The 25,463-nt window shown below is 41.6% G+C and carries 18 protein-coding genes; 10 read left to right on the top strand and 8 right to left on the bottom strand.

Going from position 1 to position 25,463, the window contains the following annotated elements:
* From PN447_RS06275 to PN447_RS06260, 4 genes are all read left to right on the top strand, one after another.
* Window positions 1-502, top strand: a 502-nt coding sequence (locus PN447_RS06275) for a DUF4351 domain-containing protein (protein WP_271761724.1), incomplete at its 5' end; no start/stop codon positions are given.
* Window positions 502-3,528 carry a type I restriction endonuclease subunit R gene (locus PN447_RS06270; RefSeq protein ID WP_271761722.1) on the top strand — a complete coding sequence of 1,009 codons (3,027 nt, stop codon included), beginning with the start codon at window positions 502-504 and terminating at the stop codon, window positions 3,526-3,528. The genes PN447_RS06275 and PN447_RS06270, both read left to right, overlap by 1 nt.
* Before the next feature lie 378 nt (window positions 3,529-3,906).
* Window positions 3,907-4,371 (top strand): hypothetical protein, encoded by a 465-nt coding sequence (locus tag PN447_RS06265; RefSeq protein WP_271761720.1) that lies wholly within the window; start codon window positions 3,907-3,909, stop codon window positions 4,369-4,371.
* Between the two features lie 149 nt (window positions 4,372-4,520).
* A complete protein-coding gene (locus tag PN447_RS06260) occupies window positions 4,521-5,138 on the top strand; it encodes a gamma-glutamylcyclotransferase (protein WP_271761718.1) in 618 nt (205 codons plus the stop codon).
* A 148-nt stretch (window positions 5,139-5,286) separates the two neighbouring features.
* On the opposite strand, the gene PN447_RS06255 is transcribed toward PN447_RS06260, so the two are convergent.
* Window positions 5,287-5,586 (bottom strand): RNA recognition motif domain-containing protein, encoded by a 300-nt coding sequence (locus tag PN447_RS06255; protein ID WP_271761716.1) that lies wholly within the window; start codon window positions 5,584-5,586, stop codon window positions 5,287-5,289.
* Between the two features lie 449 nt (window positions 5,587-6,035).
* Between PN447_RS06255 and PN447_RS06250 the strand changes: the two genes are divergently transcribed.
* Both PN447_RS06250 and PN447_RS06245 read left to right on the top strand, forming a co-directional pair.
* The gene (locus PN447_RS06250; protein WP_271761714.1) at window positions 6,036-7,319 is read left to right on the top strand and encodes an FAD-binding oxidoreductase; all 1,284 of its coding nucleotides are present in this window, start codon (window positions 6,036-6,038) and stop codon (window positions 7,317-7,319) included.
* A gap of 56 nt (window positions 7,320-7,375) precedes the next feature.
* Window positions 7,376-8,731, top strand: a complete 1,356-nt coding sequence (locus PN447_RS06245) for a (Fe-S)-binding protein (protein ID WP_271761712.1) — start codon at window positions 7,376-7,378, stop codon at window positions 8,729-8,731.
* Between the two features lie 88 nt (window positions 8,732-8,819).
* Here the strand turns inward: PN447_RS06245 and PN447_RS06240 are convergent, their stop codons facing one another.
* On the bottom strand, window positions 8,820-10,256 hold the full coding sequence (locus tag PN447_RS06240; RefSeq protein WP_271761710.1) for an alkaline phosphatase PhoX: 1,437 nt from the start codon (window positions 10,254-10,256) through the stop codon (window positions 8,820-8,822).
* A gap of 374 nt (window positions 10,257-10,630) precedes the next feature.
* Here PN447_RS06240 and PN447_RS06235 point away from each other — a divergent pair, with 374 nt between their 5' ends.
* Complete coding sequence (locus PN447_RS06235; RefSeq protein WP_271761708.1) at window positions 10,631-11,374, top strand: response regulator transcription factor; 744 nt, start codon at window positions 10,631-10,633, stop codon at window positions 11,372-11,374.
* Window positions 11,375-11,580: 206 nt separating this feature from the next.
* On the opposite strand, the gene PN447_RS06230 is transcribed toward PN447_RS06235, so the two are convergent.
* From PN447_RS06230 to PN447_RS06210, 5 genes are all read right to left on the bottom strand, one after another.
* Window positions 11,581-12,537: a DNA polymerase III subunit delta' gene (locus PN447_RS06230; RefSeq protein WP_271761705.1), complete on the bottom strand. Its 957-nt coding sequence runs from the start codon at window positions 12,535-12,537 to the stop codon at window positions 11,581-11,583.
* A complete protein-coding gene (locus PN447_RS06225) occupies window positions 12,534-13,709 on the bottom strand; it encodes a DNA double-strand break repair nuclease NurA (RefSeq protein WP_271761703.1) in 1,176 nt (391 codons plus the stop codon). Before PN447_RS06225 ends, PN447_RS06230 begins: the two co-directional genes overlap by 4 nt.
* Before the next feature lie 161 nt (window positions 13,710-13,870).
* Complete coding sequence (locus PN447_RS06220) at window positions 13,871-14,656, bottom strand: HAD family hydrolase (protein WP_271761701.1); 786 nt, start codon at window positions 14,654-14,656, stop codon at window positions 13,871-13,873.
* A gap of 80 nt (window positions 14,657-14,736) precedes the next feature.
* A complete protein-coding gene (locus tag PN447_RS06215) occupies window positions 14,737-15,588 on the bottom strand; it encodes a metal ABC transporter permease (protein WP_271761699.1) in 852 nt (283 codons plus the stop codon).
* Between the two features lie 259 nt (window positions 15,589-15,847).
* The gene (locus PN447_RS06210; protein WP_271761697.1) at window positions 15,848-16,597 is read right to left on the bottom strand and encodes a metal ABC transporter ATP-binding protein; all 750 of its coding nucleotides are present in this window, start codon (window positions 16,595-16,597) and stop codon (window positions 15,848-15,850) included.
* Between the two features lie 111 nt (window positions 16,598-16,708).
* Between PN447_RS06210 and PN447_RS06205 the strand changes: the two genes are divergently transcribed.
* Entirely contained in the window at window positions 16,709-17,671 is a 963-nt protein-coding gene (locus tag PN447_RS06205; protein WP_271761695.1) for a metal ABC transporter substrate-binding protein, read from the top strand.
* A gap of 107 nt (window positions 17,672-17,778) precedes the next feature.
* Here PN447_RS06205 and PN447_RS06200 read toward each other — a convergent pair whose 3' ends face one another.
* The gene (locus tag PN447_RS06200) at window positions 17,779-21,708 is read right to left on the bottom strand and encodes a DUF4011 domain-containing protein (protein WP_271761694.1); all 3,930 of its coding nucleotides are present in this window, start codon (window positions 21,706-21,708) and stop codon (window positions 17,779-17,781) included.
* Between the two features lie 278 nt (window positions 21,709-21,986).
* Here PN447_RS06200 and PN447_RS06195 point away from each other — a divergent pair, with 278 nt between their 5' ends.
* Together PN447_RS06195 and hisS are read left to right on the top strand one after the other, a co-directional pair.
* Window positions 21,987-23,417 (top strand): aldehyde dehydrogenase family protein, encoded by a 1,431-nt coding sequence (locus PN447_RS06195; RefSeq protein ID WP_271761692.1) that lies wholly within the window; start codon window positions 21,987-21,989, stop codon window positions 23,415-23,417.
* A gap of 88 nt (window positions 23,418-23,505) precedes the next feature.
* Window positions 23,506-24,918, top strand: a complete 1,413-nt coding sequence (gene hisS, locus PN447_RS06190) for a histidine--tRNA ligase (protein WP_271761690.1) — start codon at window positions 23,506-23,508, stop codon at window positions 24,916-24,918.
* Window positions 24,919-25,463: the final 545 nt, after the last annotated feature.

Below are 25,463 nucleotides of genomic sequence, written 5' to 3'. Positions count from 1 at the left end.
TTTAAACCAACCCAACCCCGTAGCAGCTGCATTAATGACCAAAATGGACTTTCAGCCACAAGAAAGGGTGAGAGTTAAACTAGAATGCTTGAGAATGTTAGTCACATTACAATTAAATCCTGCTAAAATAGAACTAATTTCCGGTTTTATTGACACCTATCTCAGGTTAAACACAGCCGAAGAACAAGAATTAAACACCGAGTTAAAACAAGCCAACTTAGTTGAAGAGGAACAAATCATGGAAATTGTTACCAGTTGGATGGAAAAGGGAATTGAGAAGGGAATTAAACAAGGTATTGAACAAGGTATTGAACAAGGTATTGAACAAGGAGAACAGAAAATTATTAAAAGACAACTAAACCGGCGATTTAACAATATTACACCCACATTGGAAAGCCAAATTAATAGCTTATCTTCAGCACAATTAGAAAACCTAGCCGATGTAATTTTTGACCTCCAATCTCTAGCAGATTTAACTAACTGGTTAGACCAACAAAAGTAATGTATAAAGAAAAAGACTTTGAACAAATCATCGAAAGAGAACTCCTAGACATCAGTGGATACCACCAGGGGAACCCGAAAGACTACGACCGAGAAACCGCCCTTTTTCCCACCCAAATCATCAACTTTATTCAAACCACCCAACCTAAACAATGGGAACGCCTAGCTAATACTAGCCCTAGTGATGTCCAGAAAATTATTATAGATAGCCTCACCAAAGAACTCAAAAGCCGAGGAATGCTTGACGTTTTGCGTAATGGGTTCAAATGCTACGGTAAAACCCTGCAAGTCGCTTACTTCCAGCCTAACACAAAGATGAACCCGGAAACCTTGCAGCTATATGCACAAAATCGCCTCACCATCACCCGTCAAGTCACCATCAAAACCGGAAAAATTCCAGATATTATCCTCAGTATCAACGGTTTACCCATTGCAACCATAGAACTAAAAAACCCCCTCACGGGAACAACTTACCAAAACGCCATCCACCAATATAAAACCGAGAGAGACCCCAAAGACCCCCTATTTACCTTTAAACAACGGTGCTTAGTCCATTTCGCCGTAGACACGGAAGAAGTTTGGATGACTACCAAACTGGCGGGAGAAAGTACTTATTTCCTCCCCTTCAACAAAGGTAACAATTACGGTGCTGGTAATCCTCCTGGAAATAACCAAGAATATCGTACCAGTTACTTTTGGCAAGAAGTATTACAAAAAGATAGCCTTTTAGATATCTTAGCCCGGTTTCTCCACATCGAAATTAAAGAAACCAAAATTCCTACCTCCACTGGGGTGAATTACCAGAAAAAAGAAACCCTAATTTTCCCCCGCTACCATCAACTTGATGTAGTGCGTAAACTCCTAGCGCACACCAAGGAACACAGATCGGGACATAATTATTTAATTCAACATTCCGCAGGTTCAGGAAAATCAAACTCTATCGCTTGGTTAGCGCACCGGTTGTCGAATCTCCACGACCACCAAGATGAGAAAATTTTTCATACTGTGGTTGTGATTACTGACCGCACGGTATTAGACCAACAATTACAAAATACTATCTATCAATTTGACCATAAGGCGGGGGTTGTGCAAAAAATTGATGAAAACACCCAACAACTGGCGAAAGCTCTGGGGGATGGTGTCCCTATTATTATTTCTACTATTCAGAAGTTCCCTTTTATTACTCAAGCCATCGAAACCCTAGGGAAAAAAGGTAAAACCATCGACATTCAGACTAAAAATAAACGCTTCGCCGTCATCGTTGATGAAGCTCACGGGTCCCAAACCGGAGAAACCGCCCAAGAACTGCGCAAAATTTTAAATAAAGATGGTATTGAAGCGGCGATCGCCTCCCAACTCCTCGAAGACGAAGAAGATGACTTGAGCGATGAGGTTAAACAAGAAATACTCAAAGAACAACTCACCCGCACCAAACAACCAAACCTGAGTTACTTTGCTTTTACCGCCACACCTAAATATAAAACTCAACTGGTTTTTGATCAACCGGGAGATAACGGCCAAGTCCCCTTTCATCTTTATACCATGCGCCAAGCCATTGAGGAAGGTTATATTAAAGATGTTTTAGCCAATTACACCTGCTACGAACGCTATTACCAACTTATCCGCACATCTGAGAGTAACCCTGACTTACCCCGTCGTCAAGCAGCTAAGGCGATCGCCCGATTTGTAGAACTTCATCCCCACAATATCGCCCAGAAAGTAGAAATCATTGTTGAACATTTCCGCCACCATACCCGCCATAAAATTGACGGTCAAGCTAAAGCAATGGTGGTCACCAGTTCCCGTGAACACGCTGTTAGATATAAACTCGCCTTTGATCAATACATTCGAGAAAAAAACTATGAAGATATTAAATCTCTAGTTGCTTTTTCTGGTTCGATTACCCTGGATGAATTACCAGCAGAAAAATTTACAGAAGTTAACATGAATGGTGGGGTTAAAACTTCGGAAATTCCTGATAAATTTGCCAGTAAAGATTATCAAGTTCTACTAGTTGCTAACAAATTTCAAACCGGATTTGACCAACCATTACTACATACTATGTTTGTAGATAAAAGACTTGATGGGGTTCAAGCAGTCCAGACCCTATCTCGCCTCAACCGTACCACCAGCGGTAAACAAGATACTTTTGTTTTAGATTTCGTCAACAAACCCGAAGACATTTACAAAGCATTTAAACCCTACTACGAACAAACCCCCGTCGGCGAAACCGCAGACCCCCAACAATTAAATGACCTGTCCTACCAGCTTTATACATGGCAACTTTTTAGCCCAGATAATGTTAACCAGTGGTGTGAAATTTGCTTTCGCCCTAAAACCTCCCTCACCGGAAGGGAACACCAAAAATTAAACACACTTTTAGACCCGGTGGTAGAAAAATATCAAACCCTACAAAACCCAGAGAAAGAACAATTTAAAAGCCAACTTACCAGCTTCCGCAATCTTTACCTATTCCTGTCCCAAATTATTCCTTACCAAGATTCCCAACTAGAAAAACTTTATGCTTATGGGCGTTTTCTCCTCAAGAAATTACCCCGCACTAGCCAAAGTCCCAAAATTGATTTATCCGGGGATATAGAACTTAAATTTTATCGCCTAGAAAAAATTAGTGAGGGGAAAATTGATTTAAAACCAGGTGAAGCAGAACCATTACCAGGTATGACTGCTGTGGGAACTCGTCAACCAGATCAACAAGTCCCCTTATCCCAGCTAATTGATACCCTAAACCAACGTTTTGGTACCAACTTCACCCCCGCTGACCAACTCTTTTTTGACCAAATCACCGCCACAGCGATCGCCAATCACTCCATTAAACAAGCTGCTGAGGTTAATACTAAAGAAAATTTTGCTCCAGTCCTAGAAAAACATCTAGAAAATCTCTTTATTGAACGTATGGAAGGTAATCAAGAAATCTTTATGCAATTCATGAATAATCAAGAGTTTAAAGCTGTTGTGTTTGAGAAATTACTATCTAGTGTTTATGATACCATCAAGAGTGTAGGTTAGAGGTTATTTTATAAGTTTTAAACAGGTAATTTTTATCTTCTGTTGGTTAGCCACACCCCTGTTAATTCTACCTTTGGTATGGTTTGAGGATTGAGAGCTAGTGATATAATTATTTTAGTAATATAATTATTTTAAGGATTATACTCAAGGAAAGTATCACGACAAGAAAGGCTTGCTTTTGGTGGGAAACAGTTCATATTTTTTGCTCATATTGGCTGTGCACACCCTGAATCATGATTTATGACTAGTCCATGGGGAAATAAGTTGCATGATTTTTTGTTAAGTTATTTTTCATATCTGCTTTGGGAACTATCGGGCTGGTCATACCATCCCTTGTCATAATTGAGTAATCATAAATATTGGGATTTTCTAAGCAAAATGAGGCGCAAAAGTCATTATATTACCTATATTGTCGTGATTTTGACTGGCATTTTTTCTCTGGGTGCAGCCTTGACAATCATTAACAGTACTACCGCTGTAACAATGGTTGCTGATCACCCACAGATGTCCAGGGATTCTTTAGGTTTGGCTATGACTGATACTCCCACAGATAACCAGGTGATGACTTTACCAGACTCTGTGAAAATTTCTGTTTTACAAGCAGTTTCTCAAAGGTTAGAGTTACCAGTTTCGCAATTGAAGATTGTTGAAGCTTTACCACAGACCTGGAATGATGGCTGTTTAAACTTAGCTGGTCCTGATGAATTCTGTACTCAAGCTTTAGTCCCAGGATGGCTTGTCACTGTTCAAGCTCCTAACCAAACTTTAGTTTATCACACTAATAGCACAGGTTCGGCTGTCAGACTGAATGCAGAAGCTAGCGAAATTACCCAGCGCACATAGTTTAACTTAGTATCATTAGTCTTTTTCTTTCCTGAGGGGATGGTGTCCTTAGTTTAAACTACAGTTTTTCTATCGGGATACAGTTGTATGTTGAGGAAGTTAATGATAGAATATTTATTAAATACTTCTGAAAATACTTCTGAAGATAGATGAGTCATCAAAGCGATCGCTCACACCATCGTTGGGTACAATCCCATAATCTGCCCCAGCCTCAGTTGAAACTGCAACAACAGGCACAAAAAGAGCCAATGTTTTACTATTTTGCCTATGGTTCTTGTATGTGTCCGGTAGACTTAAAGCGATCGCTGGGTGAAAATACCCATGATTATATTATCGGCCCGGCGGTGTTGAAGGGTTACCGCCTGGGGTTCTATTCCTATTCTCCCACCCGCAAGTGTGGGGTTTTAGATGTTTTACCAGATGACCAAGCTCATGTTAAAGGTGTGCTTTATCAACTACCCTGGCGCTTGAGTGGAAACTTAGATAAACGCGAAGGTGTTTCCCAAAGTTTATACCGTCGGGAAACAGTAGAGATTCATTGCCAAAATAATGTCTACAAAAATACTCGCACTTATATAGTTGTGGACAAGCTCCCAGAAGAACTCGCACCCAACGACTGGTATTCTAGTGTTGTCTTGCGGGGTGCTGTTACCTGCGGATTACCAGAGGAATACTGCTGGAGTTTGTTTGAGCATATGTACAAATTACAACAGCGTTCCCAAGAACATCTGATCCAAGCTGCGGAAAAGGCGCTATTACGCGCTTAAAGTCAAACTCCAGTGATGACTTTCCCCAGTTAGGTTAATGTTTTCACATCAAAACGGACTCGGTTTGAGTCCATTTTGATGTGTACGAAACCATGACCTTTTTTTTACTGCCGGTGTTTAGCAGTTGAAAAGGTACAATCTATTTAATCTAGTAACGGCTACGGAAATTACCGCCACCACGGTTACCACCAAAGGAACCTTTATCTTCTCTGGGTTTGGCTTTATTTACCTTCAGGGAGCGTCCCATCCATTCAGCACCATCCAGAGCTTCGATCGCAGCGGTTTCTTCTTCATCTGTACCCATTTCTACAAAGCCAAAACCGCGCAGTTGTCCTGTTTCGCGGTTAGTAGGCAGTTGTACGCGCTTTACAGAACCATATTCGGCAAATACTGCATTAAGTGTATCTTGTGTAACCTCATAAGATAGATTACCTACATAAACTGACATAAAATTTCTCCAAAATCGTAAGAGTGTAGAGATTCCGGTTTCGGAGAAAAGCCTGTAAATACCAAAAGGAAATAGCCCGTCAATAATAAAAACAAAATCTGATCACCGAATCAATTCTCTTCCCCCCAGTATGACACAAAAGACAACCATTGGTGGGGTATGACAAAGATCGTAATGAAAAGTCACACAAGCAATTACTGCTTAAGTATGAGGGGATGTTTAATAAGTTTTGAACAGGTAATTTTTATCTTTAAAAGTTATGATTAGTGTATCAAGTAGGGAACTTATAGATGTCGGTGGTTGAGCGAAGTCGAAAACACGCACCCCCCAATACCCCCTGATATTGTTCCCTGCGAGTTCGCTTACGGGAACTTATAGATGTCGGTGGTTGAGCGAAGTCGAAACTTTGATAGATATTAACATATGGAGACTAAAAACAAAAAAAACTGATGAACGCGATCGCCTCTTGTCTTGCATCTATCATCGAACAAACCGCCATCCATCCTTGGGAAAACCTCCCACCCAAAGAGCAAAAACACATCCAACAGGCGATCTCATCCGCAAAACCTCCCAATTGTATCGTCTATCCCCGCACCCAAGGAGAACTAGCAGCAGTCATCGCCGAAGCCCACCGTCAAAACTGGCGCGTGCTGCCGGTAGGTAAAGGTAGTAAAATCAACTGGGGTGGTTTAGCCACAGATATTGACATCGTAGTTAGTACAGCAAGCATCAACCAACTAATTGCCCACGCAGTCGGTGATTTAACCGTCACCGTAGAAGCTGGGATGCAATTTTGCCATCTCCAGGAGATTTTAGCCAAATCCCGCCAATTTATTGCCCTTGACCCCAGTCAACCGGAATTAGCAACCATAGGCGGTATAATCGCCACAGCTGATACCAATTCCCTCAGACAACGTTATGGGAGTGTCCGCGACCAGTTACTAGGTATTACCTTTGTCCGTGCTGATGGGGAAATTGCCAAAGCAGGGGGGCGAGTAGTGAAAAATGTTGCCGGATACGATTTAATGAAATTATTTACCGGTTCCTACAGCACATTAGGTGTTATTAGTCAAGTAACTTTAAGGGTATATCCATTACCCGCAGCATCCGCTACAGTGATGCTAACAGGTAAACCAGAAGCCATATCCCAAGCTGCAACCACCCTGCGCAATAGTGCTTTAACACCAACTCAAGCTGATTTGCTCTCTACACAAATGGTTTCTACCTTGGGTGGAAATCAGGGTATGGGACTAATGGCGCGTTTCCAAAGCATTAGTCAAAGTGTCCAAGAACAGTCAGGTAGACTGTTAGCACTAGGCGAACAATTGGGTTTAAAAGGGACAATTTATATGGATGAACATGACGCTCATCTATGGCAAAGATTACGAGAAATAATGGATAATCCCGTTACAGATTCGGCAATTACCTGCAAAATAGGAGTATTACCTAGTGCATCTGTGGAGGTTTTGAGTCAAGCAGGTATGGGTTTGATTCATCTGTCTAGTGGTTTGGGTCTGTGGCAATTGGAAGATAAAAATCAGGTTTTAAAAATGCGCGATCGCTGTCAGTCTCACAAGGGATTCTTGAGTATTTTAACAGCACCAAAGACAGTTAAACAAGCCATAGATGTTTGGGGATATACTGGTAATTCCTTGCAGGTGATGCGCCAAATTAAAAAACAGTTTGATAGTAAGAATATTTTCAGTCCAGGTCGGTTTGTGGGTGGGATTTAAGCAAACAACCACAAAGCTACCAAGACACACCAGATAGAGAGGGGAATAATTTAAATATGCAAGTTTCTGATAATTCGGCGAATGATACTGCTAGGATTAAGAATTTAAAAGGTTTTGATGTCAATCAGCCACCCGATCCCAAATTGATTGATAGTTGTGTACATTGTGGTTTTTGTCTGTCCACTTGTCCTAGTTATCGGGTGATTGGTAAAGAGATGGACTCACCCAGGGGACGCATCTATTTAATGGATGCAATTAACGAGGGTGAAATAGCTCTGAATACAGCCACAGTACAACATTTTGATTCTTGTTTGGGTTGTTTAGCTTGTGTAAGTACTTGTCCGTCTGGTGTGCAGTATGATAAGTTGATTTCTGCGACTCGTCACCAAGTTGAACGCAATTATAGCCGCAGTTTACCAGATACGTTGATTCGTAAACTGATATTTTCTTTGTTTCCTAATCCTGATTTATTACGACTGTTTTTATTTCCCTTGCTGGTTTATCAAAAGTTGGGTTTACCAAAGTTAGTCAGGACTACAGGGTTACTCAAGAAAGTATCTCCGCGTTTAGCGGCCATGGAATCAATTTTACCAAAAATTACCCTGCAATCCTTTCAAAATAACCTACCAGATATTATTCCCCCCCAAGGAGAAAAGCGTTACCGGGTGGGGGTGATTTTGGGATGTGTACAACGGTTGTTTTTCTCCCCCATTAATGAGGCCACCGTGCGGGTGTTAACTGCGAATGGTTGCGAAGTGGTAATTCCTAAATCTCAAGGTTGTTGTGCGGCGCTTCCGGAACATCAAGGACAAACCCAACAAGCCCAAAGTTTAGCAAAACAAATGATTGACAGTTTTGCCGATACCCATGTAGATTTTATCATTATCAATGCTGCTGGTTGTGGTCATACTTTAAAAGAATACGGTCACATCCTCCAAGATGACCCAGAATATCGAGACCAGGCGCAGGCTTTTGCTGCTAAAGTCAAAGATGCTCAAGAATTTTTAGTCAAAGTAGGATTGACAGCTAAATTATCGCCCCTAAGTGATCAGCCTTTAAATTTAGTTTATCAAGATGCCTGTCATTTACTCCATGGACAAAAGATTAGTGTGCAACCACGTCAATTATTACGACAAATTCCCGGCGTGAAATTAACCGAACCTATAGACGCAGCTTTGTGTTGTGGTAGTGCTGGGGTTTATAATATGCTGCAACCAGAGGTAGCTGAGGAGTTGGGTCAGCAAAAGGTACAGAATTTGTTAAATACAGGTGCACAGTTAATTGCTTCTGCTAATCCTGGTTGTACCTTGCAAATTACTAAGCATTTACAGTTGCAGGGTAAAACCATTGCTGTGATGCACCCCATGGAGTTATTAGATTATGCCATTCGGGGTGTGAAGTTGGATTTTTAACGCTAACACGAAAGTCCCTACCTTCAGCCAAGCAAGGTAGGGATGAATAGTGGGAAATTACGAAAACCTCTCAAATGTATCTGAATACTTATCTGCGACGATTCCAGGGGCCAAAAATAGCCAGTGTGATACCGGGAGACTGAATGTTAACAAACATCGTTCTACCGTCAGCAGAGAAGCAAGCGCCAGCAAACTCACTGGTATTAAAGTTGTTCATGGCAAATTGATAAACTTCACCTTTGCCGTTAACGCCTACAATATAGTCTACTCCACCACCGTCTTCACACAGGAAGAGGTCACCCCAAGGAGCAACGGTGATATTGTCGGGGTCATCTAAAAATTGACCGGTGGGGGAAGCTTCAACTACCAGGGTGATTTCTTCTCTCGCAGGGTCGTAAGCCCAAACTTGTCCATGGCCTCTACCGTTCGATTTATTAACTCCGGGAGGTCCACCATTACTGGCAACGAAGTATACCAGTCCATTACCATACCAAGCGCCCTCACCACGGTTGAAAATAGCTGCACCCAAGTCTTGTGATTGGTGGCGAACACCAGTGCGCTCTGTGGCATTTTCTGTGTCTGGGTCGGGGTTAGGAACTTGCACCCATTCCACCGGTAATTTTTCACCAACCTTGACTAGTCCCACTTGACCACCCAGATTAGGATTATTGGTGGTGTTGAGGGTGAAGTTTTGTGTACCTCTAACTTTTAAAGCATACAGAGTACCACCTTGAGCCAAGTCCCCTACTTTGGTAGGCTTAACATTAGGTACAAACCGATAGAAGCAGCTATCAGCACGGTCTTCAGTTTCGTAGACATAGCCAGTTCTGGGGTCTACAGCTATAGCTTCATGGTTAAAGCGTCCCATGTCTCTCAAGGCGACTGGGGTGACTAAACCGCTATTCGGGTCAGCTACAACTTCAAAGTTGTAACCGTGTCTGGCGGTTTCACTACCAGCAGTACCAGTGGTGTTAGGACTTGTAGAGAAGGTTTCTTCACAAGTAACCCATGTCCGCCAGGGTGTGGGTCCACCTGCACAGTTACGACTAGTACCTGCACAGGAGTTAAAGTTTTTGATGGGTCTGCGGTCTGCTCCCACTACGATCGTACTGGTTCCCCCCTGAGCGCCTGTGGAGTAGCGATTATCACCACTAACAGGGTGGTTGGCAGTGTTGCCCAGTTCATGGTTACAAATTAGAATTGTTGAGCCGTTAGCTCCGGGGTATGCAGCCATCCCGTCATGATTCGATGGTACTGTGAACCCGTCGCTCATTAGCCCACCAGTGGTGTGGAAAGCGGTGTAGTTGAATGACCGAGGGAGTTTTAACAAGGGTCTGTTTTTCAAGTTATCAGGAAGTTCAGCTGTGTTTAAGGGCAGCTTTTCCTCTAGTTGTCCATAACCGGTACTTGTGGGCATTTCACCACGGGCAACCTGGGCATAAAATGCTTCCAATGGTGACAGCATTGTCACGGTAGCTGCACTTGTGCCAGCTAAGGTTAAAAATTTACGTCTTGAGACTTGCATTGTGTTGTTCTTCTCTTTACCTAAATACGCGATCGCCCTGTACGCAGCAGCGCTTCTCTATCGCACTATCAGAACTTATTCGAGGAACATTAAGGTGGGATAATAATTAGTTTAATTTGCGGTTATACCGGGGAACGGGGTTGAAACTCCCTCAACAACGTTTTCCCTGCACAGCATTTTGCAGGAATCGAGGCGAATTGTAGGCAGAAGAACACAACACATATAGGATTTAGAGTACTTTATTTCTGATGCCACCATCTTGTAATTTGACATTTATGTTAGATTTAAGTGTTTCTTATAATCAAGATAAAAATCTTTGTATCTATCAAAGGTTCTTATTTATCCTTAATGAAGTAGTAATAAGTTATTAAATAATGCCGAGGATTCTTGTCATAGACGATGACGCCGCCATTTCAGAACTAGTGGCCGTCAATTTGGAGATGGCTGGCTACGATGTCAGCCAGGCGGAAGATGGTATCAAAGGTCAAGCGCTGGCGCTACAGCTACAACCTGATTTAATCATGCTTGACCTGATGTTACCCAGAGTAGACGGGTTTACAGTTTGCCAACGCCTACGGCGGGATGACCGCACGGCGGAGATTCCGGTTTTGATGCTGACGGCTTTAAGTCAAACTCATGACAAAGTGGAAGGCTTCAATGCTGGGGCGGATGATTACCTCACTAAGCCCTTTGAGGTTGAGGAGATGTTAGCACGGGTGCGGGCGTTATTGCGACGTACTGACCGCATCCCCCAAGCGGCAAAACATAGCGAAATTCTCAACTATGGGAATTTAACTCTGGTTCCAGAAAGATTTGAGGCCATATGGTTCAATCAAACGGTGAAACTGACTCATCTGGAATTTGAACTATTGCACTGTTTGCTGCAACGCCACGGTCAGACGGTTTCCCCCAGTGAAATCTTGCGGGAGGTTTGGGGTTATGACCCAGATGATGATATTGAAACTATTCGGGTGCATATCCGCCACTTGAGAACTAAACTAGAACCAGATCCTCGTCACCCTCGCTATATTAAAACAGTGTATGGGGCTGGATATTGTTTAGAGTTACCCAGCTTACCTCAATCAAATGAGGGTGCTTCTGCATCAGTGGTAGAGTGAAATTTATCCGGGATTTCACCCATCTGTAAAGTTATGTAACCTACTCTACGAACAGTCTCACATCAAGTTATTTACCCGTTGATATTTGGGCGCATCTGATCAGCTAAAGTATGGGATAATTGCAGGTGTGAATTAGGTATGCAAAAACAACTTTTTTCAGGGGGAGAAGTCCCGGTCAAATCGGATGCATCCACAAAAATGGGCGGTTATTCCATTCTTCGGGGGAGCATGGCTATAAATGTGCATTCCCAAACTAAGCGGGGTTGGGCGTAACACAGTAGAGATTTACGAGTTTGTTCTAGTTGGTGCATGATTTGTGGTTGATGCCACTGTTGCCAGTAGGATTGTTGCAGATAATCCACTAACCATAGTTGTGCTTCTGTGTCTAACTCTTGGGCGATTTTCTTGGCTAATTCTAAGGCTTGGCGGTAAGATGATGGTCTTTTGCTGACATCTTGGAGTAAAGTTTCAGGAATTGCTTGTAATTGCTCATAGGATGCGATCGCACTACCCGGACTACCAGCAGCCATATTTAATAGTGCCTGATTTGTCAAAATCGCCTCATGTCCTGTTTGGGTGAGGACTTGAGTTAAGGACTGTGTATCTAAGGGATAAAAGGGGATGCGTTGACAGCGTGACACCAATGTGGGCAAAATAGACTCAGGGGATGGTGCAATTAAAATTATTGTGGCTTTTCCGGGTTCCTCCAAGGTTTTAAGCAACGCATTGGCTGCTGCTTCCGCCATTGTCTGGGCTGACTCGATGACGACGAGGTTTCTGGGTGCTTCCCAGGGAGGACGGCTGAGAAATTCGCTAATCTCCCGGATCTGTTCTAGTCTGATTACCGGGGGAGCTTTGCGCTTGAGTTTTTTCTCGGCTGCTTCTGCTGCGGTGAATCTTTGCCCTTGGTATTGGTAGGTTGGTTCTACCCACCACAAGTCAGGATGATTACCTTGACGCAACCGATTTTTTAATGTATTCAGGTTAAGTTTTTCTACGTAAAAAAGTAGTTCTACAAAGCACCTAGCAGCTAGGCTTTTGCCCACACCATCTATGCCCACAAATAAATAAGCCGGGGGGACTCGGTCTTGTTTAACCGCTTGAGTAAGTAGTTCGATGGCTTGGGATTGTCCTAATACTGGGGCAAATAGGTCTGGTATCACGCAATACTGCCTCGTTTTCTAGCTTCTTTGTAGGAAGTTCCCACATTTCTCAAACCGGCTTTAATCATTTGTCTCTCTAAGAGGGCAAAGAAACGGGTTCTATCTCCTCCCCTGACTACTGCTTGATTATGGGCTTCTGCGATCGCTACGGGGTAGCCTTGGCCTTTCTGCACCTGGGACAGCATCAGCGCCAGTGCTTGGTTCAGCATATCTGTATCTTCAGCTACCCAGGCGGGGAATTCTATCCGGGCAATTTCACTGCCTACATGGACGTGGCAAAAGTAAATTATTTGCTGTTCATAAAGTTCTAAAACCCGGTTATTACTACGCCAGATTGGACCACGTTGTCCTGGTTGTAATGTGGTTCCCCATAGGGTGGTATCTCTCAATGTGTCAAAAACTTGACAAGGAGATTTTTCTGCGGGGTCTGGACAATAACTTTTACAGTCGGGGACCTGATGGGGACAGGTCAATAATCTTAAAAAGTTGGTAGAATCAATGTGGCGAGAGGCGCTGAGATATCCTAACAGGGGAATTTTAGCCTGATGCAACTGTTGCCATGCTTCCAGGATTGGTGGTAAAATGCGATCGCGTGCATCTAAAGGTAACTGCTCTAAAAACCAGTAAATTAAAGAACCATCCACCATTGCTAAGGACGGGGCTTCTCCTTTAGCTACACAAGCTAATTCTGCTAAAACTGTGGTTTCCGAAGCAGTGCGGCGGTATCCCATCCATTCCTCAGTTTTAATTCCCCATTGCCGAGATATATATAAATCCTCCGGGCGATAAAATACTTCTGGTAAACTATCTAGCAGTGGTTGGCGGTTTTGTCCATAGTGTAACACTACTCTACCAATGTTCAACAGGTAACAGTAAGCAATTTCATGATGGTTGGGCGCAATTTGAGACCCGTCAGTAGCGATAACTGTATGCACTTTGGGGGGGACTAGAATATTAATGCGGGTTTCCAGGGGTTCTATGGGTGTAGCATTCGCAAACAGAATGCGATCGCGCCATCGTTGCTGAAGCTCTATCAAGTCTTGCTGGGACTCATAAGCTTTTTGTAAATATTCTTGGGCTAATTCTAACCTCTGGCGACTTGCAGCAGCTTCTAAAGTCAGATGTTGACTTAAACCCTGCATTTGTCGCGCTAATTTTGTAATATCTAGCATAAAATAACTTAGGTCTGGTTGGTTGTGTTAACCACAGTTATTTTATATTGCTATAAATTTATCGCACTTATAGCACAATTTTTAGATTTACTGAATCATCTGTAAGTGGAAGAAATCACCACAGATGAACACAGATGATCATGTGCCTAGGGTGTGAGGGGTTATTGCCAGGCAGCAAAGTTTTTAGTAAACTGGGAGAGGCTTAGTAGTCGGATCGTGGGATGAATTTGGGCTGCTTTCCTTTCTGTTTGGGTATTATATCCCCAGTCTGCCAGAAAAAGTTCAACATCTTTCAAGTCCGTTTGCTGTTGCACCAATTGCAATGTTTTCAGCCTATCTTCTACAAACCACAGTTTAACCGGTTTCTCTGCAGCCTTACCAATTAATTCTCTCAAAGTTTCATATTTGGGTCGTTTAACTTCCTTACCGAAAATTACCCCCGGTGGTAAGTTCACCCCTTCCCTTGCTAATAACCGCTCAACAAAGCGTCCTTCTTTGGTAGTGACAATGTATATTTTTGTTTCACCGGCTAGGGTGATTTTCATTCTTTCCACTACGCCGGGGTAAAATCTATGCAGGTTTAGCCAACCTTCTAAATCAGTTTTGATCCATTCATCCCGCAAATTGTCGAGTTGCACAGCAATTGTTTGGGATTGCAGATTATACGCTGATAAAATCTGGGGGGTGATTTTCGCCCATTCCTGCAAAATTGAGGTTTCGGGAATTCCATCTATTAAAGCTTTGATTAAAACTGGCATTTCCCAACCCGTTTCAATCACTGGTCTGAGGCGATAGAATCTTAATGGTAAATCATCTGGGGGTGTGTTATCTACTGGAGACCAAATTCTACAGTAGGTTAGCCATGCGACTTCAAAATACTCTATTAGTCCATCGCAAATTACTCCATCAAAGTCTAAGGCTAAAATTGTGGGACTGCTTCCGGTCATTTTGCTGGGAAATAAACTGCTTTTGTTAGATTAACGAAGAATTTCCAAGTAGGCTGTAATTTTTGTCAGCATTTAATCATTTATGTATTTTTCCGATTCATTCTTGATGTAAAAATCCCGTTTTTAGGACTAAAGAGTAATGCTAACAGAAATAAGCCTGAGGCTACTAAAACTATGGCTGGACCAGAGGGTAAATTAAAAAAGTAGCTGAGGTACATTCCGCTAATACTGGAGATACACCCAGCGAATGCGCCTAAAATCATGACTTGATGTAAACGTTTCACTAGCAGGTAAGCAGTCGCTCCCGGTGTGATTAACAGTGCTAAGACTAGGATAACGCCTACAGTTTTCATGCTAGCGACAATTGTTAAAGCAATCAGCACCATTAAGCCAAAGTTTAACCGATGTACTGGTAAACCCGCAGCTTGTGCCCCTAGGGGGTCAAAGGTGTAAAATAATAGTTCTTTATATAATAACAAAACAACTATTAAAACTATAGCCGCAATCACGGCCGTGTCCCGCACTTCCTGGGATGTTACCCCCAGAATGTTACCAAAAAGAAAGTGACTCAGGTCGATTTTTTGGGTTTTTTGAATCACTGTAATTAAGGTGATACCCGTGGCGAAAAATGCTGACAGGACTATACCCATGGCCGCATCTTCTTTGATGGGGGAGTGGGTTTTTATCCAGGTGATGGCGATTGTACTGATTACCCCGGCTATAAATGCGCCTAAATAAATGTTTGCTCCTAGTATAAAGGCGATCGCTAGTCCTGGCAAGACTGAATGACTGATAGCATCACCCAGTAATGCTAGTCTTTGCACCATTAAGTAACTACCCACCACGGCACACAGCAAACCGACTATAATGGCGATGATTAGCGATCGCTGCATGAAGGTATATTGTAGTGGCTCAATTAATGCTTCAATCATACGTATTTAGGGTTTGCAACAGAAATTCTTTTCGTGGGGATAGGGAACAGGGAACAGGGAACAGGGAACAGTTTGAGCTATCCGTCACCCCTAAATTTTCCGATTTGATTTATTTAACCTAAAATGTCCACTTTTGATGGTAAAACCAGGAAAAACCCTGCACCGATTTTGTTTTTTAGCAATCTCAAACCTTTGATTTATATAGGTTTTAGATTTATTCAGCCAGTCCTATTTATACAAAACCAGAAATAGGGATAATTTAAGCAGCGTCATTAAAGTACATAACTCGACCACCATAGGCGCGATTCAGGTTTTCTGCTGTCAGAACTTGCTCTCGTACACCTGTAGCGATTAATTCCCGATTGAGTAAAATTAAATCATCAAAGTGAGTAATTGATTCGCCTAAATCGTGGTTAACTACTAAAACAATTTTACCAGCGGCGGCTAATTCCCGAAAGACAGTAAAAATCACAGCTTGGGTTTTTTGGTCAATACCCGCTAGTGGTTCATCACAGCAGTATATATCTGCTTGCTGTGCCAAAGCACGGGCTAAAAATACTCTTTGTTGTTGTCCCCCAGATAATTCTCCTATGGGGCGATCGCAATATGCTAACATTCCTACCCGTTGGAGGGCGTTTTTAGTTTCCTGACGACTAACTGGAGAAAAGCTACGTAACCAACCCGTCTTTTTTACCCTTCCCATCATCGCCACATCCCACACTGTAGCAGGGTAACTCCAATCTATTTGATTCCGCTGGGGGATATATGCAACTTTTTCTAGTTGCTGGGTTAATGGTTTCTCTTTATACAAAACTCTGCCACTACTCAGGGGGACTAACCCCAGCATGGCTTTCATTAAGGTACTTTTACCAGCACCATTAGGGCCAAAAATCCCCGTGATTCTCCCTGGTTTAATGATACAGTTAACATCTGTTAAAGCTGCTGCTGTGTGGTAATGCACCCCAACATGGGTAATATTAATACTTGTATTTGTAACTGCATAGTTCATGGGGTACACAGGGTCTAGGGTGAACATTTTGGCGACTTCCCAGAAAAATGAAAAGAATATGAGAATAGTGTACCTTAAATATGAGAAGAAGATGAGAAGAAGTGTAACTCAATGAAATCAATAGCTAGATTATTTTGCCCAGGTGTGGTAGGAGTATTGTTAGGCCTGACTATAGGCGGATGTAACCAAATAGATAGTAACCGCGTCTCCGGGGGGATTGATGCACAACCGCGAGTAGTTGCAACTAATACTATTATTGCTGATTTGGCTGAGGTAGTTGGGGGAGAGGACATTGAATTAATTAGTATTCTCCAAGCAGGTGTAGACCCCCATGTTTATGAACCCACACCAGCAGATGGCCGGGTTTTAGAAACGGCTGATTTAATCTTGTATAATGGCTATGATTTGGAACCCGGACTAATTAAGTTAATGAATGCAGTGGGTCAAAAAGCCCATAAGGTAGCGGTGGGGGAAGTTGTCTCAGCCTTGAAGTTAGATCAAGGTGATGGGAAAATTATACAAGACCCCCATGTGTGGGGAAGTGCAGAAAATGCCATCGCCATGGTCAATATAATTCGGGATGAGTTGATTAAATTATCCCCCGCAGATGCACCAGAATTTACTCAAAGAGCATCTGAGTTAACCAATGAATTACAGCAATTACATAACTGGATTAATCAACAAATTCAAACAATCCCCCCAAATAACCGCCAACTGGTCACCACCCATGACGCTTTTCAATATTACACTCAAGCCTATGGCTTGGCGATCGCTGGGACATTAATCGGTGTAAGTACAGAAGAACAACCCAGCGCCCAAACAGTTAAGCGTTTAGTAGAGTCTATTAAAAAGACAGGTGTACCCGCCATTTTTGCTGAGACTACGATCAACAAGGCCTTAATTACCACCGTGGCGCAAGAAGCCGGTGTAAAATTAGCACCAGCTAAATTATACTCTGATTCTATTGGTGCAAAAGGCAGTGATACCGATTCCTATATCAAAATGATGGTAGCTAATACTCGCACCATTGTAGAAGCATTGGGAGGTAAATACACACCATTTCAACTTAATTAATTCCATTTTTAACATACTTTTTTTCCGAGTAACAGATGTGAGAGGTACCCTTGGCGATCGCTCACACCTGATGGAGATATCCAACTTAAGCTTCCCCGGTTTAGACCCTATTGGTCAAGTTGTTTAATTCTTTCCATCAACAAACGAACTTGAACAGGTTTATTACGAAACCAGTCTGTTGACCAAATCCGGTAAATTTTCCAACCTAGTCTTTCAAGCACCTGTTGTCGCAGGCGATCGCGATCTCTGGCAGTCGGTGAACTATGGTAAGATGCACCATCACACTCAATCCCCAATAAAAACTCTCCTGAACGCTTATTATTGACCACAGCAAGGTCAATCCGATATCCTGAGCATCCAACTTGGGTGCGGATAGTGTATCCCTGCTGTGATAAAGTATGGTAAACATCTTCCTCAAATGGCGAGTCAAAATGAAGCGTGTCCGTGTAAGAGTTACCTTGCAGTCGTTCTCCACCACTCGCAGCGTATTCTAAGTAATTACGCAGTGCTTCTACACCTTTGCTTTTAGTCCGGGTTAAGTCAATGTCTCCACCCTGTATGGAAGAAACAAGTGTAATTTTACTTTTTGCCCTTGTGATAGCTACGTTGAGTCGTCGTTGTCCACCTTGGCGATTCAATGGTCCAAAGTTAAGAGAAAGTTTACCTTGATCATCACGAGCATACCCAATGCTGAGTATAATCCCATCTCGCTCATCACCCTGAACATTTTCCAGTGCTTTGAGAAAAAACTGAGATGAGTTATCGCTGCAAAATATCTCAAAATCGGGATTTTCTTGCCCTAAAATCTCAATTTGCTCCTGAATCGCCTCCCCTTGTGCTTCGCTAAAGGCAATAATACCAAGGGATTGTTCGGGAAACTTACGAAAATGCTCTAAGGCCAAATGAGCAACCACTTCTGCTTCGCGTCGATTATCTCTGCGTCCACCACGATCATAAACTCCATCAGGAACGTGCTTAAACGACACTCCCAAATCTGAATTTTGAATTGGGTTTGGAAAGGTAACTAACTGAGAATCATAAAAATACTTATTAGAAAACGCTATCAAACGTTCGTCTTGACTGCGATAATGCCATTTCAGAGTCCGCGCAAACATAAAATTTGAACATTCATCCAAAACGCTTTCATAGCTTGCATCATCCTCATCATTCATATCTTCCTCCTTATCTCCAGTAGAAAAGAATGATGTGGGAGGAAGCTGTTTATTATCGCCAATTACAATAACTTGATTAGAACGGATAATCGCAGGAACAACATCTTCAGTCCGAAGCTGAGATGCTTCATCAAAAATCAGAACATCAAAATGAACTACATTTGGATTTATATATTGGCTTACCGAAAGCGGACTCATCATCCAGCAAGGCTTTAAGGTTTTAACTAAGTTTGGTATCCCCTTTTGTCTATCGTTGAGGAGTTTACGTATAGGTAAATGTCGGCTTTTCTTAGTCGTTTCTCTTTTCAAATTAGGTAACTCAGCTAGAGCAAGTGAGGTATTTTCCCACTTTTGCCAACGTTGCACATGAAACTGTTTTAGACGTTCTCTAGCAGCATCTAGTTGATTATAGTCGAGTTGAGCAAACTCCTTGATTAGCCGTTCGTGTACTTCAACATTAAAATTCTTCAACTCCGGTTTTCTCGCCAGAATAGCATCAAGACATATTTGATAAATGCGCTTTTCTAAAACCGGAAACCATTGCTCTGGTTGAATTTGATTCTCACGTAAAGCATCTAAGAATTTACTATTGGCAATATTTTCGATTTTTTGGTAAGTTTCTTTATAACTTAACCATTCTTGAAAATAAGGCAATTCCGATTGAGCTAACTTTAAAAATGTTGCTAATTCCACAAAAGCAATTTGATTATGAGGTAGATAAGAATCTGTGATATCACTTTCCCTAAAGTAAGATAATAGGAAATTTAATCCTTTTCTAATACTGTTATGGACTGACTCATATTTCTTAACTAATTCAGCAAATTCACGCCTTTTTAAAGGAGAATTTATCAAATTTTGAATGTAATCAGCAGGAAGCGAATACTTTTGTAAGCCAATCAACCAACTTAAAGCTTGTTCAATTTCTTTTAACTCTGCTTCACTAGAAACTTCTGGATTAAATAAAGAACCAAAAATCCGACGAGCGGGATAGTCACTCTGACGTAACCTATTTTGCAAAGACTCAATATGATTAGCTTTCTTCCTATTAAAAATTTCAAATAATGTTAAAATCTGGCTGATAAAATTTCTATTCTCCCGCGATCGCTTATCATTTTCAATTTCCCGAACATCATTTTTAAGAGTATTAAAAGCATCTTGAGCCTGAGCAATATTTACTTTAGCCCAATTATCCGGTAACTTCGATGGTGGTACTTTCAATATATGTTGAATAGCCAAATAGCAATTATCTAGAGACTCTAAATTCAGCAAAGCTGGAATTTGTAAATTTGTCTGCAATTGTTGATTAATCTTTTGCAGTGAAGAAAGTGCTTCCTGAAATTCGTCTATTTTCTCTCTGATTTGCAACTCCAGCTCATAAGAATAAGAATCTAGAGAACTTTTTGCCCAAAGATTTATTTTTTCTCCCTTAAATAAAGGTATAAATTGTGCCAGTTGATTTAATAAAACTTTTGCCTCTTGGAATCGCAGAGGATTCCATTGGCTGAAGTTTGCAAATATGACATTCATACTGGGAACTGCTTCCCGTTCTTTTCTCAAAAGTTCACCAAATATCTCAAATGCTGATTTTTCTAAAGGCTTTTCCTTAGTGTGTAAACTTGTCAGATATAAAATTAGTGATTGACGAGTAGAAACAAGCCTTTCAAAGAAAAGATGATTATTTTCTGCACTATCAAGTTTAACGTATTCAATAGTTTTTGACAAATTATGTACAAGCTCTCGCTTATCTGTTGTAGCACTGTGGTGAAGATTAAGACACATATGGTCTAAACCACATTCAGCCATGCGTTTATAAACCACACTCAATGCTGTCTCTTTTTCTGCAACTAATAAAACTGATTTACCATCGCCAATCAGTTCCGCAATCATATTTACAATAGTTTGACTTTTACCTGTTCCTGGTGGTCCTTGGACAACAAAGCTAGAACCAGCTTTTGCTGCTTCAATTACAACTTGTTGACTGGAGTCAGCATCAACAATTTGAAATATTCCTTCAGGTTTTACTTGTGAATCCAGAGCAGATGCAGGTAGAGGTTCTGTATAGTTCGACTGATAATTAGTTAAATCTCCACTAATTGCTTGCAAAATTGGGTGGTCAAAAATCAGAGTTTCATTTTCGATAATGTCCCTCACCATTGCAGCCTTTGCATAGGAAAATAGTGAGAGAAATACATTCTCTTTAATTTCCCATGTCTTTTGTTCTTCTAATAATTCCCTAATCTCAGTAATAATTTTGTTATAACTTAGTGTTTGTATAGCTTCTTCATCTGGAAGCTCAATTCCAAAAGTCTGCTTTAACTTTTGTGCGAGGGTTGGATTTAGTGCAATATCTTCGTTTAAAAAAGATATTTTATAAACCTCTCGTCTAGGTTCTTTAATTAAGTCTACAGGTACTAAAACGAGTGGGGATAGCAAAGCATCATCTGGTTTATCCTTCTCATACCAACTTAAGGTTCCAAGTGCCAGAAACAAACTGTTGACACCTCGTTCTTCAAATGACCGTCGCGCCTCAAGGCGTAATTTGTTGAGCCGTTTTAATTGCTCATTGCCTATTTGGCGAGTAATTAATTCAAGCGGATTTTTTTCGGCTGTTAATGCTTTAAAGTTTTCTAACTGGGTAATGTCTTGATTTTCACTATCAATCCTGAAAAAAGAAAGGGATTTTTTCTCTTTTGTTAGCTTGGTGAAGAGAACATCTGGTTCATCTGTGATAACTTCTAAATTTCGAGGACTATTTTGCCGAAACTTGATCAGAGGATTGCGTCGTCCTAAATCAGCCAGTCCAGCTTTCCACTGTACAATTTTCTGAGCAAGGTTTGGTTGAGAACTGGAAGCTGACTGTCCCATAGTTGCTTTTCTTGTAAATAGGCCTATTGCTTAATATTATACTACCCTTTCAACCAGGGTAAGCTCATCTAATTTAGTATAAAAATGACTTGACAAAAGAATCAGAATAGGGAGCATAAATAATATACTTGACACAGAAGAAAAACAGTGAGATGACAAAAATACCCTGCCCTCAACAGTATCTTCATGAATCCTGCGGTGTCAAACTACCATCAATTCTAGTTTCAAAGGTAACCTAGCCATGGCTACTTTAATAAATATAATCAAAAAATATACTAATGAATAAACCCATCGAAGTCCGTAACCCTCGAAATGGCAAATATGACTATGTAATTCTCCCCCCATCTCCTAGATTATTATCACACCAGTGCCAGCACGCTCGCAGGGCGCAAACTCGCTGGTATCACATCGGTTTAGAAGCCAGAATTGAGGCCTTACAAACATGGAAACAAGCAATAGTCTCTGTTCAGGAACAGCTCACACAGGCTTTAGTAACTGATACCGGGAGACTGTCCACCTCAATATTAGAAATAAACACTTTCCTAGATAATATTGACCGTTGGTGTGACTTAAGCCCAGAACTACTACGAGACTCGGCTAAAAATACAGCCATCCCATTTATCGCCCTAGAACAAACATCAGTACCTTACCCCTTAGTGGGAGTAATTAGCACCTGGAACCTACCCCTATTGCTATCCACAATCAACACCATTCCCGCATTAATAGCAGGTTGTGCCGTCATTGTCAAACCTAGCGAGATTTCACCCCGCTTCGTCACCCCCCTGATTACAGCTCTCAAGACTGTACCAGACTTGCGTGATGTGTTAAGTTTTGTCGAAGGAGGAGGAGAAACAGGCGCTAACCTCATAGAGAATGTAGATTTAGTTTGCTTTTCCGGGAGTCTAACCACAGGGAGAAAAGTAGCTCAGGCCGCAGCTCAACGCCTCATTCCCGCCTATTTAGAATTAGGGGGAAAAGACCCAGCCATTGTTTTAGAATCAGCCAATCTGGAATTAGCCACCCGTGCTATTTTGTGGGGTTCGGTATTCAACGCTGGACAGTCATTTGTTTCCATTCAAAGAATTTATGTAGCCCAATCAATATTTACACAGTTTTATCATCAACTCATAGCAAAAGCTATTAGTTTACAGTTAGCCTATCCCCAGCTTAACAGTGGAGAAATTGGCCCTATCATCACCGAAAAACAAGCCGCAATTATCAACCACCATCTAATAGATGCAATAGAAAACGGAGCATTAATACATTGTGGCGGTAAGGTGGAACAATTAGGCGGGGGTTGGTGGTGTCGTCCCACCGTGATTACTCAAGTCAACCATTCTATGAAGCTGATGACAGATCCAACTTTTGGCCCCATTATGCCAGTAATGCCATTTACCACCCTTGAGGAAGCGGTATACTTAGCAAATGATTCTATATATGGACAAAGCGCAGCCGTGTTTGCACTCTCCCAGGAGGAAGCTTTAGCCGTGGGGAGACTTGATGCTGGTGCTATTAGTATTAATGATGCTGCTTTGACTGCTATTGTGTCTGAGGGAGAAAAAAATTCTTTTAAATTATCCGGTCTGGGGGGGTCACCCATGGGACGAGGGTTAATTCAACGCTTCCTCAGAAAAAAAGCATTTTTGATCAAAACTAACTCCAGTCCCGACCCTTGGTGGTTTGATCACAGTTGGGGCGATTTACACTAATCCACAATGGCTCTGGATTTTATTGATCTCAGAAGCGTTATAATTTAATTTCTTAATTTCCCAATCTGATATTTAACAAGGTGTAAGTATGGCCAAAAGTGACAAAATTAATTTTTCTACCCCCAGCGGATTCCCCGAATTTCTTCCCAGTGAAAAACGCTTGGAATTATATTTGTTAGATCACATTCGCCGGGTGTTTGAAAGTTATGGCTTTACTCCCATTGAAACCCCTGCAGTGGAACGTTTAGAAGTTCTGCAAGCTAAGGGCAATCAGGGGGATAATATTATTTATGGCATTGACCCTATATTACCACCAAATCTGCAAGCTCAAAAGGAGAAAGCCGGGGAAACAGGTTCAGAAGCTAGAGCTTTAAAATTTGACCAAACTGTACCCCTAGCTGCTTATATTGCTCGTCACCTCAATGAGTTAACTTTTCCTTTTGCACGTTACCAAATGGATGTGGTTTTTCGGGGAGAACGCGCCAAAGATGGGCGCTTTCGTCAGTTCCGTCAGTGTGATATTGATGTAGTGGCTCGTCGTGAACTGAGTTTACTCTATGATGCTCAAATGCCCGCAATTATTAGCGAAATCTTTGAGAAAGTTAATATTGGTGATTTTCTGATTCGCATCAATAATCGCAAGGTGCTTACAGGCTTTTTTCAATCTGTGGGTATTCCTGAAAATAAAATTAAATCCTGTATTAGTATAATTGACAATCTAGAAAAAATCGGTGAGGCTAAAGTTAAGCAAGCTTTGGCAGCAGAAGGTATTAATACTGAATATACCCAAAAAATTATTGATTTTATTAATATTCATGGTTCCGTTGATCAGGTTTTAGATAAGCTCAAGCATCTGGCGGAAAATCTCCCAGAAGCCCAGGTATTTAATTTGGGGGTGACTGAGTTAGCAACTGTCATTGCAGGTGTGCGTAATTTGGGAGTCTCAGAAAATCGGTTTTGTATTGATTTATCTATTGCTCGTGGTCTTGATTATTATACCGGAACCGTTTACGAAACAACTTTGTTAGGTCATGAAGCTTTAGGTAGTATTTGCTCAGGCGGTAGATATGAGGAATTAGTGGGAACTTTTTTAGGCGAAAAAATGCCCGGTGTGGGTATTTCTATCGGCTTAACTCGTTTAATTAGTCGCTTACTTAAAGCTGGTATTCTCAATACTTTATCTCCTACACCAGCCCAAGTGATGGTCGTAAATATGCAAGCAGATTTAATGCCTACTTATTTAAATGTATCTCAAAACCTGCGCCGCGCGGGAATTAATGTAGTAACTAATTTCGAGCAGCGCCCTTTAGGTAAACAATTCCAACTTGCTGATAAACAAGGGATTCAATTTTGTGTAATCATTGGCTCCGAGGAAGCTGCAGCCCAAAGGTCATCTCTCAAGGATTTAAAATCAGGTGAACAAGTCGAAGTCACCCTAGATAACTTAGCACAAGAAATTAAAAACCGGTTAACTAGCGTAGTAAGCTCCCCAACTTCTTAGATAATTGGCATAATCTCATATAACTTGTCCAGAAGTCGGGGATCTGTGCGACAACTTTGAGAGGATGTTTGTCACGTCATGATTAGTGTATCAACTATATACCTTATTTCTATTTTTCCTCTGCCTAAAGTGACAAAAGAGGGTTAATGTAGACCCTGTTATATTCTGATTAGGACTTACGCAACTGGCACAGGCGATCGCGATCGCTAAATGAAAGTACATTGGTATTATATAAGTGATGTCAAGATTCACGAAAAAATAGGTAGAGGGTGTTAACGGTTGACTGTTGACTGGGAAGAGGTGTGATCATTAACAGCCATTAGCCGGGGAATAAATTAAGCGTCTGATAATGATTGTTAACCATATTTATAAAGTTATATTTAACACCCCACCCAGTCGGATTTATCCGACTTTAGCTATCAGACAGGGGTTTCTAACCCCTGGCTCCCGGTTGTCGTAGCTCTTTAGACTGTTTTCCTCCCTTGTCCACCTTGTCTTACACTCACGACAATGTAAAAAACCTACCCTTGTAAGCCCCCCATCAG

Source organism: Anabaena sp. CS-542/02, assembly GCF_028331085.1.
GTDB classification, from domain to species: domain Bacteria; phylum Cyanobacteriota; class Cyanobacteriia; order Cyanobacteriales; family Nostocaceae; genus Anabaenopsis; species Anabaenopsis arnoldii.
The sequence above is the reverse complement of the archived record's forward strand: the minus strand, read 5'-3'. Positions and strand labels throughout refer to the sequence as shown.

What these genes read in the sequence shown, in the direction of transcription:
- PN447_RS06225 (WP_271761703.1), bottom strand. Translation starts at nt 13,709, where the DNA reads ATGCTAGATATTACAAAATTAGCGCGACAAATGCAGGGTTTAAGTCAA.
- PN447_RS06255 (WP_271761716.1), bottom strand. Translation starts at nt 5,586, where the DNA reads ATGTCAGTTTATGTAGGTAATCTATCTTATGAGGTTACACAAGATACA.
- PN447_RS06270 (WP_271761722.1), top strand. Translation starts at nt 502, where the DNA reads ATGTATAAAGAAAAAGACTTTGAACAAATCATCGAAAGAGAACTCCTA.
- PN447_RS06265 (WP_271761720.1), top strand. Translation starts at nt 3,907, where the DNA reads ATGAGGCGCAAAAGTCATTATATTACCTATATTGTCGTGATTTTGACT.
- PN447_RS06245 (WP_271761712.1), top strand. Translation starts at nt 7,376, where the DNA reads ATGCAAGTTTCTGATAATTCGGCGAATGATACTGCTAGGATTAAGAAT.
- PN447_RS06215 (WP_271761699.1), bottom strand. Translation starts at nt 15,588, where the DNA reads ATGATTGAAGCATTAATTGAGCCACTACAATATACCTTCATGCAGCGA.
- hisS (WP_271761690.1), top strand. Translation starts at nt 23,506, where the DNA reads ATGGCCAAAAGTGACAAAATTAATTTTTCTACCCCCAGCGGATTCCCC.
- PN447_RS06195 (WP_271761692.1), top strand. Translation starts at nt 21,987, where the DNA reads ATGAATAAACCCATCGAAGTCCGTAACCCTCGAAATGGCAAATATGAC.
- PN447_RS06250 (WP_271761714.1), top strand. Translation starts at nt 6,036, where the DNA reads ATGAACGCGATCGCCTCTTGTCTTGCATCTATCATCGAACAAACCGCC.
- PN447_RS06260 (WP_271761718.1), top strand. Translation starts at nt 4,521, where the DNA reads ATGAGTCATCAAAGCGATCGCTCACACCATCGTTGGGTACAATCCCAT.
- PN447_RS06240 (WP_271761710.1), bottom strand. Translation starts at nt 10,256, where the DNA reads ATGCAAGTCTCAAGACGTAAATTTTTAACCTTAGCTGGCACAAGTGCA.
- PN447_RS06220 (WP_271761701.1), bottom strand. Translation starts at nt 14,656, where the DNA reads ATGACCGGAAGCAGTCCCACAATTTTAGCCTTAGACTTTGATGGAGTA.
- PN447_RS06235 (WP_271761708.1), top strand. Translation starts at nt 10,631, where the DNA reads ATGCCGAGGATTCTTGTCATAGACGATGACGCCGCCATTTCAGAACTA.
- PN447_RS06205 (WP_271761695.1), top strand. Translation starts at nt 16,709, where the DNA reads ATGAAATCAATAGCTAGATTATTTTGCCCAGGTGTGGTAGGAGTATTG.
- PN447_RS06200 (WP_271761694.1), bottom strand. Translation starts at nt 21,708, where the DNA reads ATGGGACAGTCAGCTTCCAGTTCTCAACCAAACCTTGCTCAGAAAATT.
- PN447_RS06210 (WP_271761697.1), bottom strand. Translation starts at nt 16,597, where the DNA reads ATGAACTATGCAGTTACAAATACAAGTATTAATATTACCCATGTTGGG.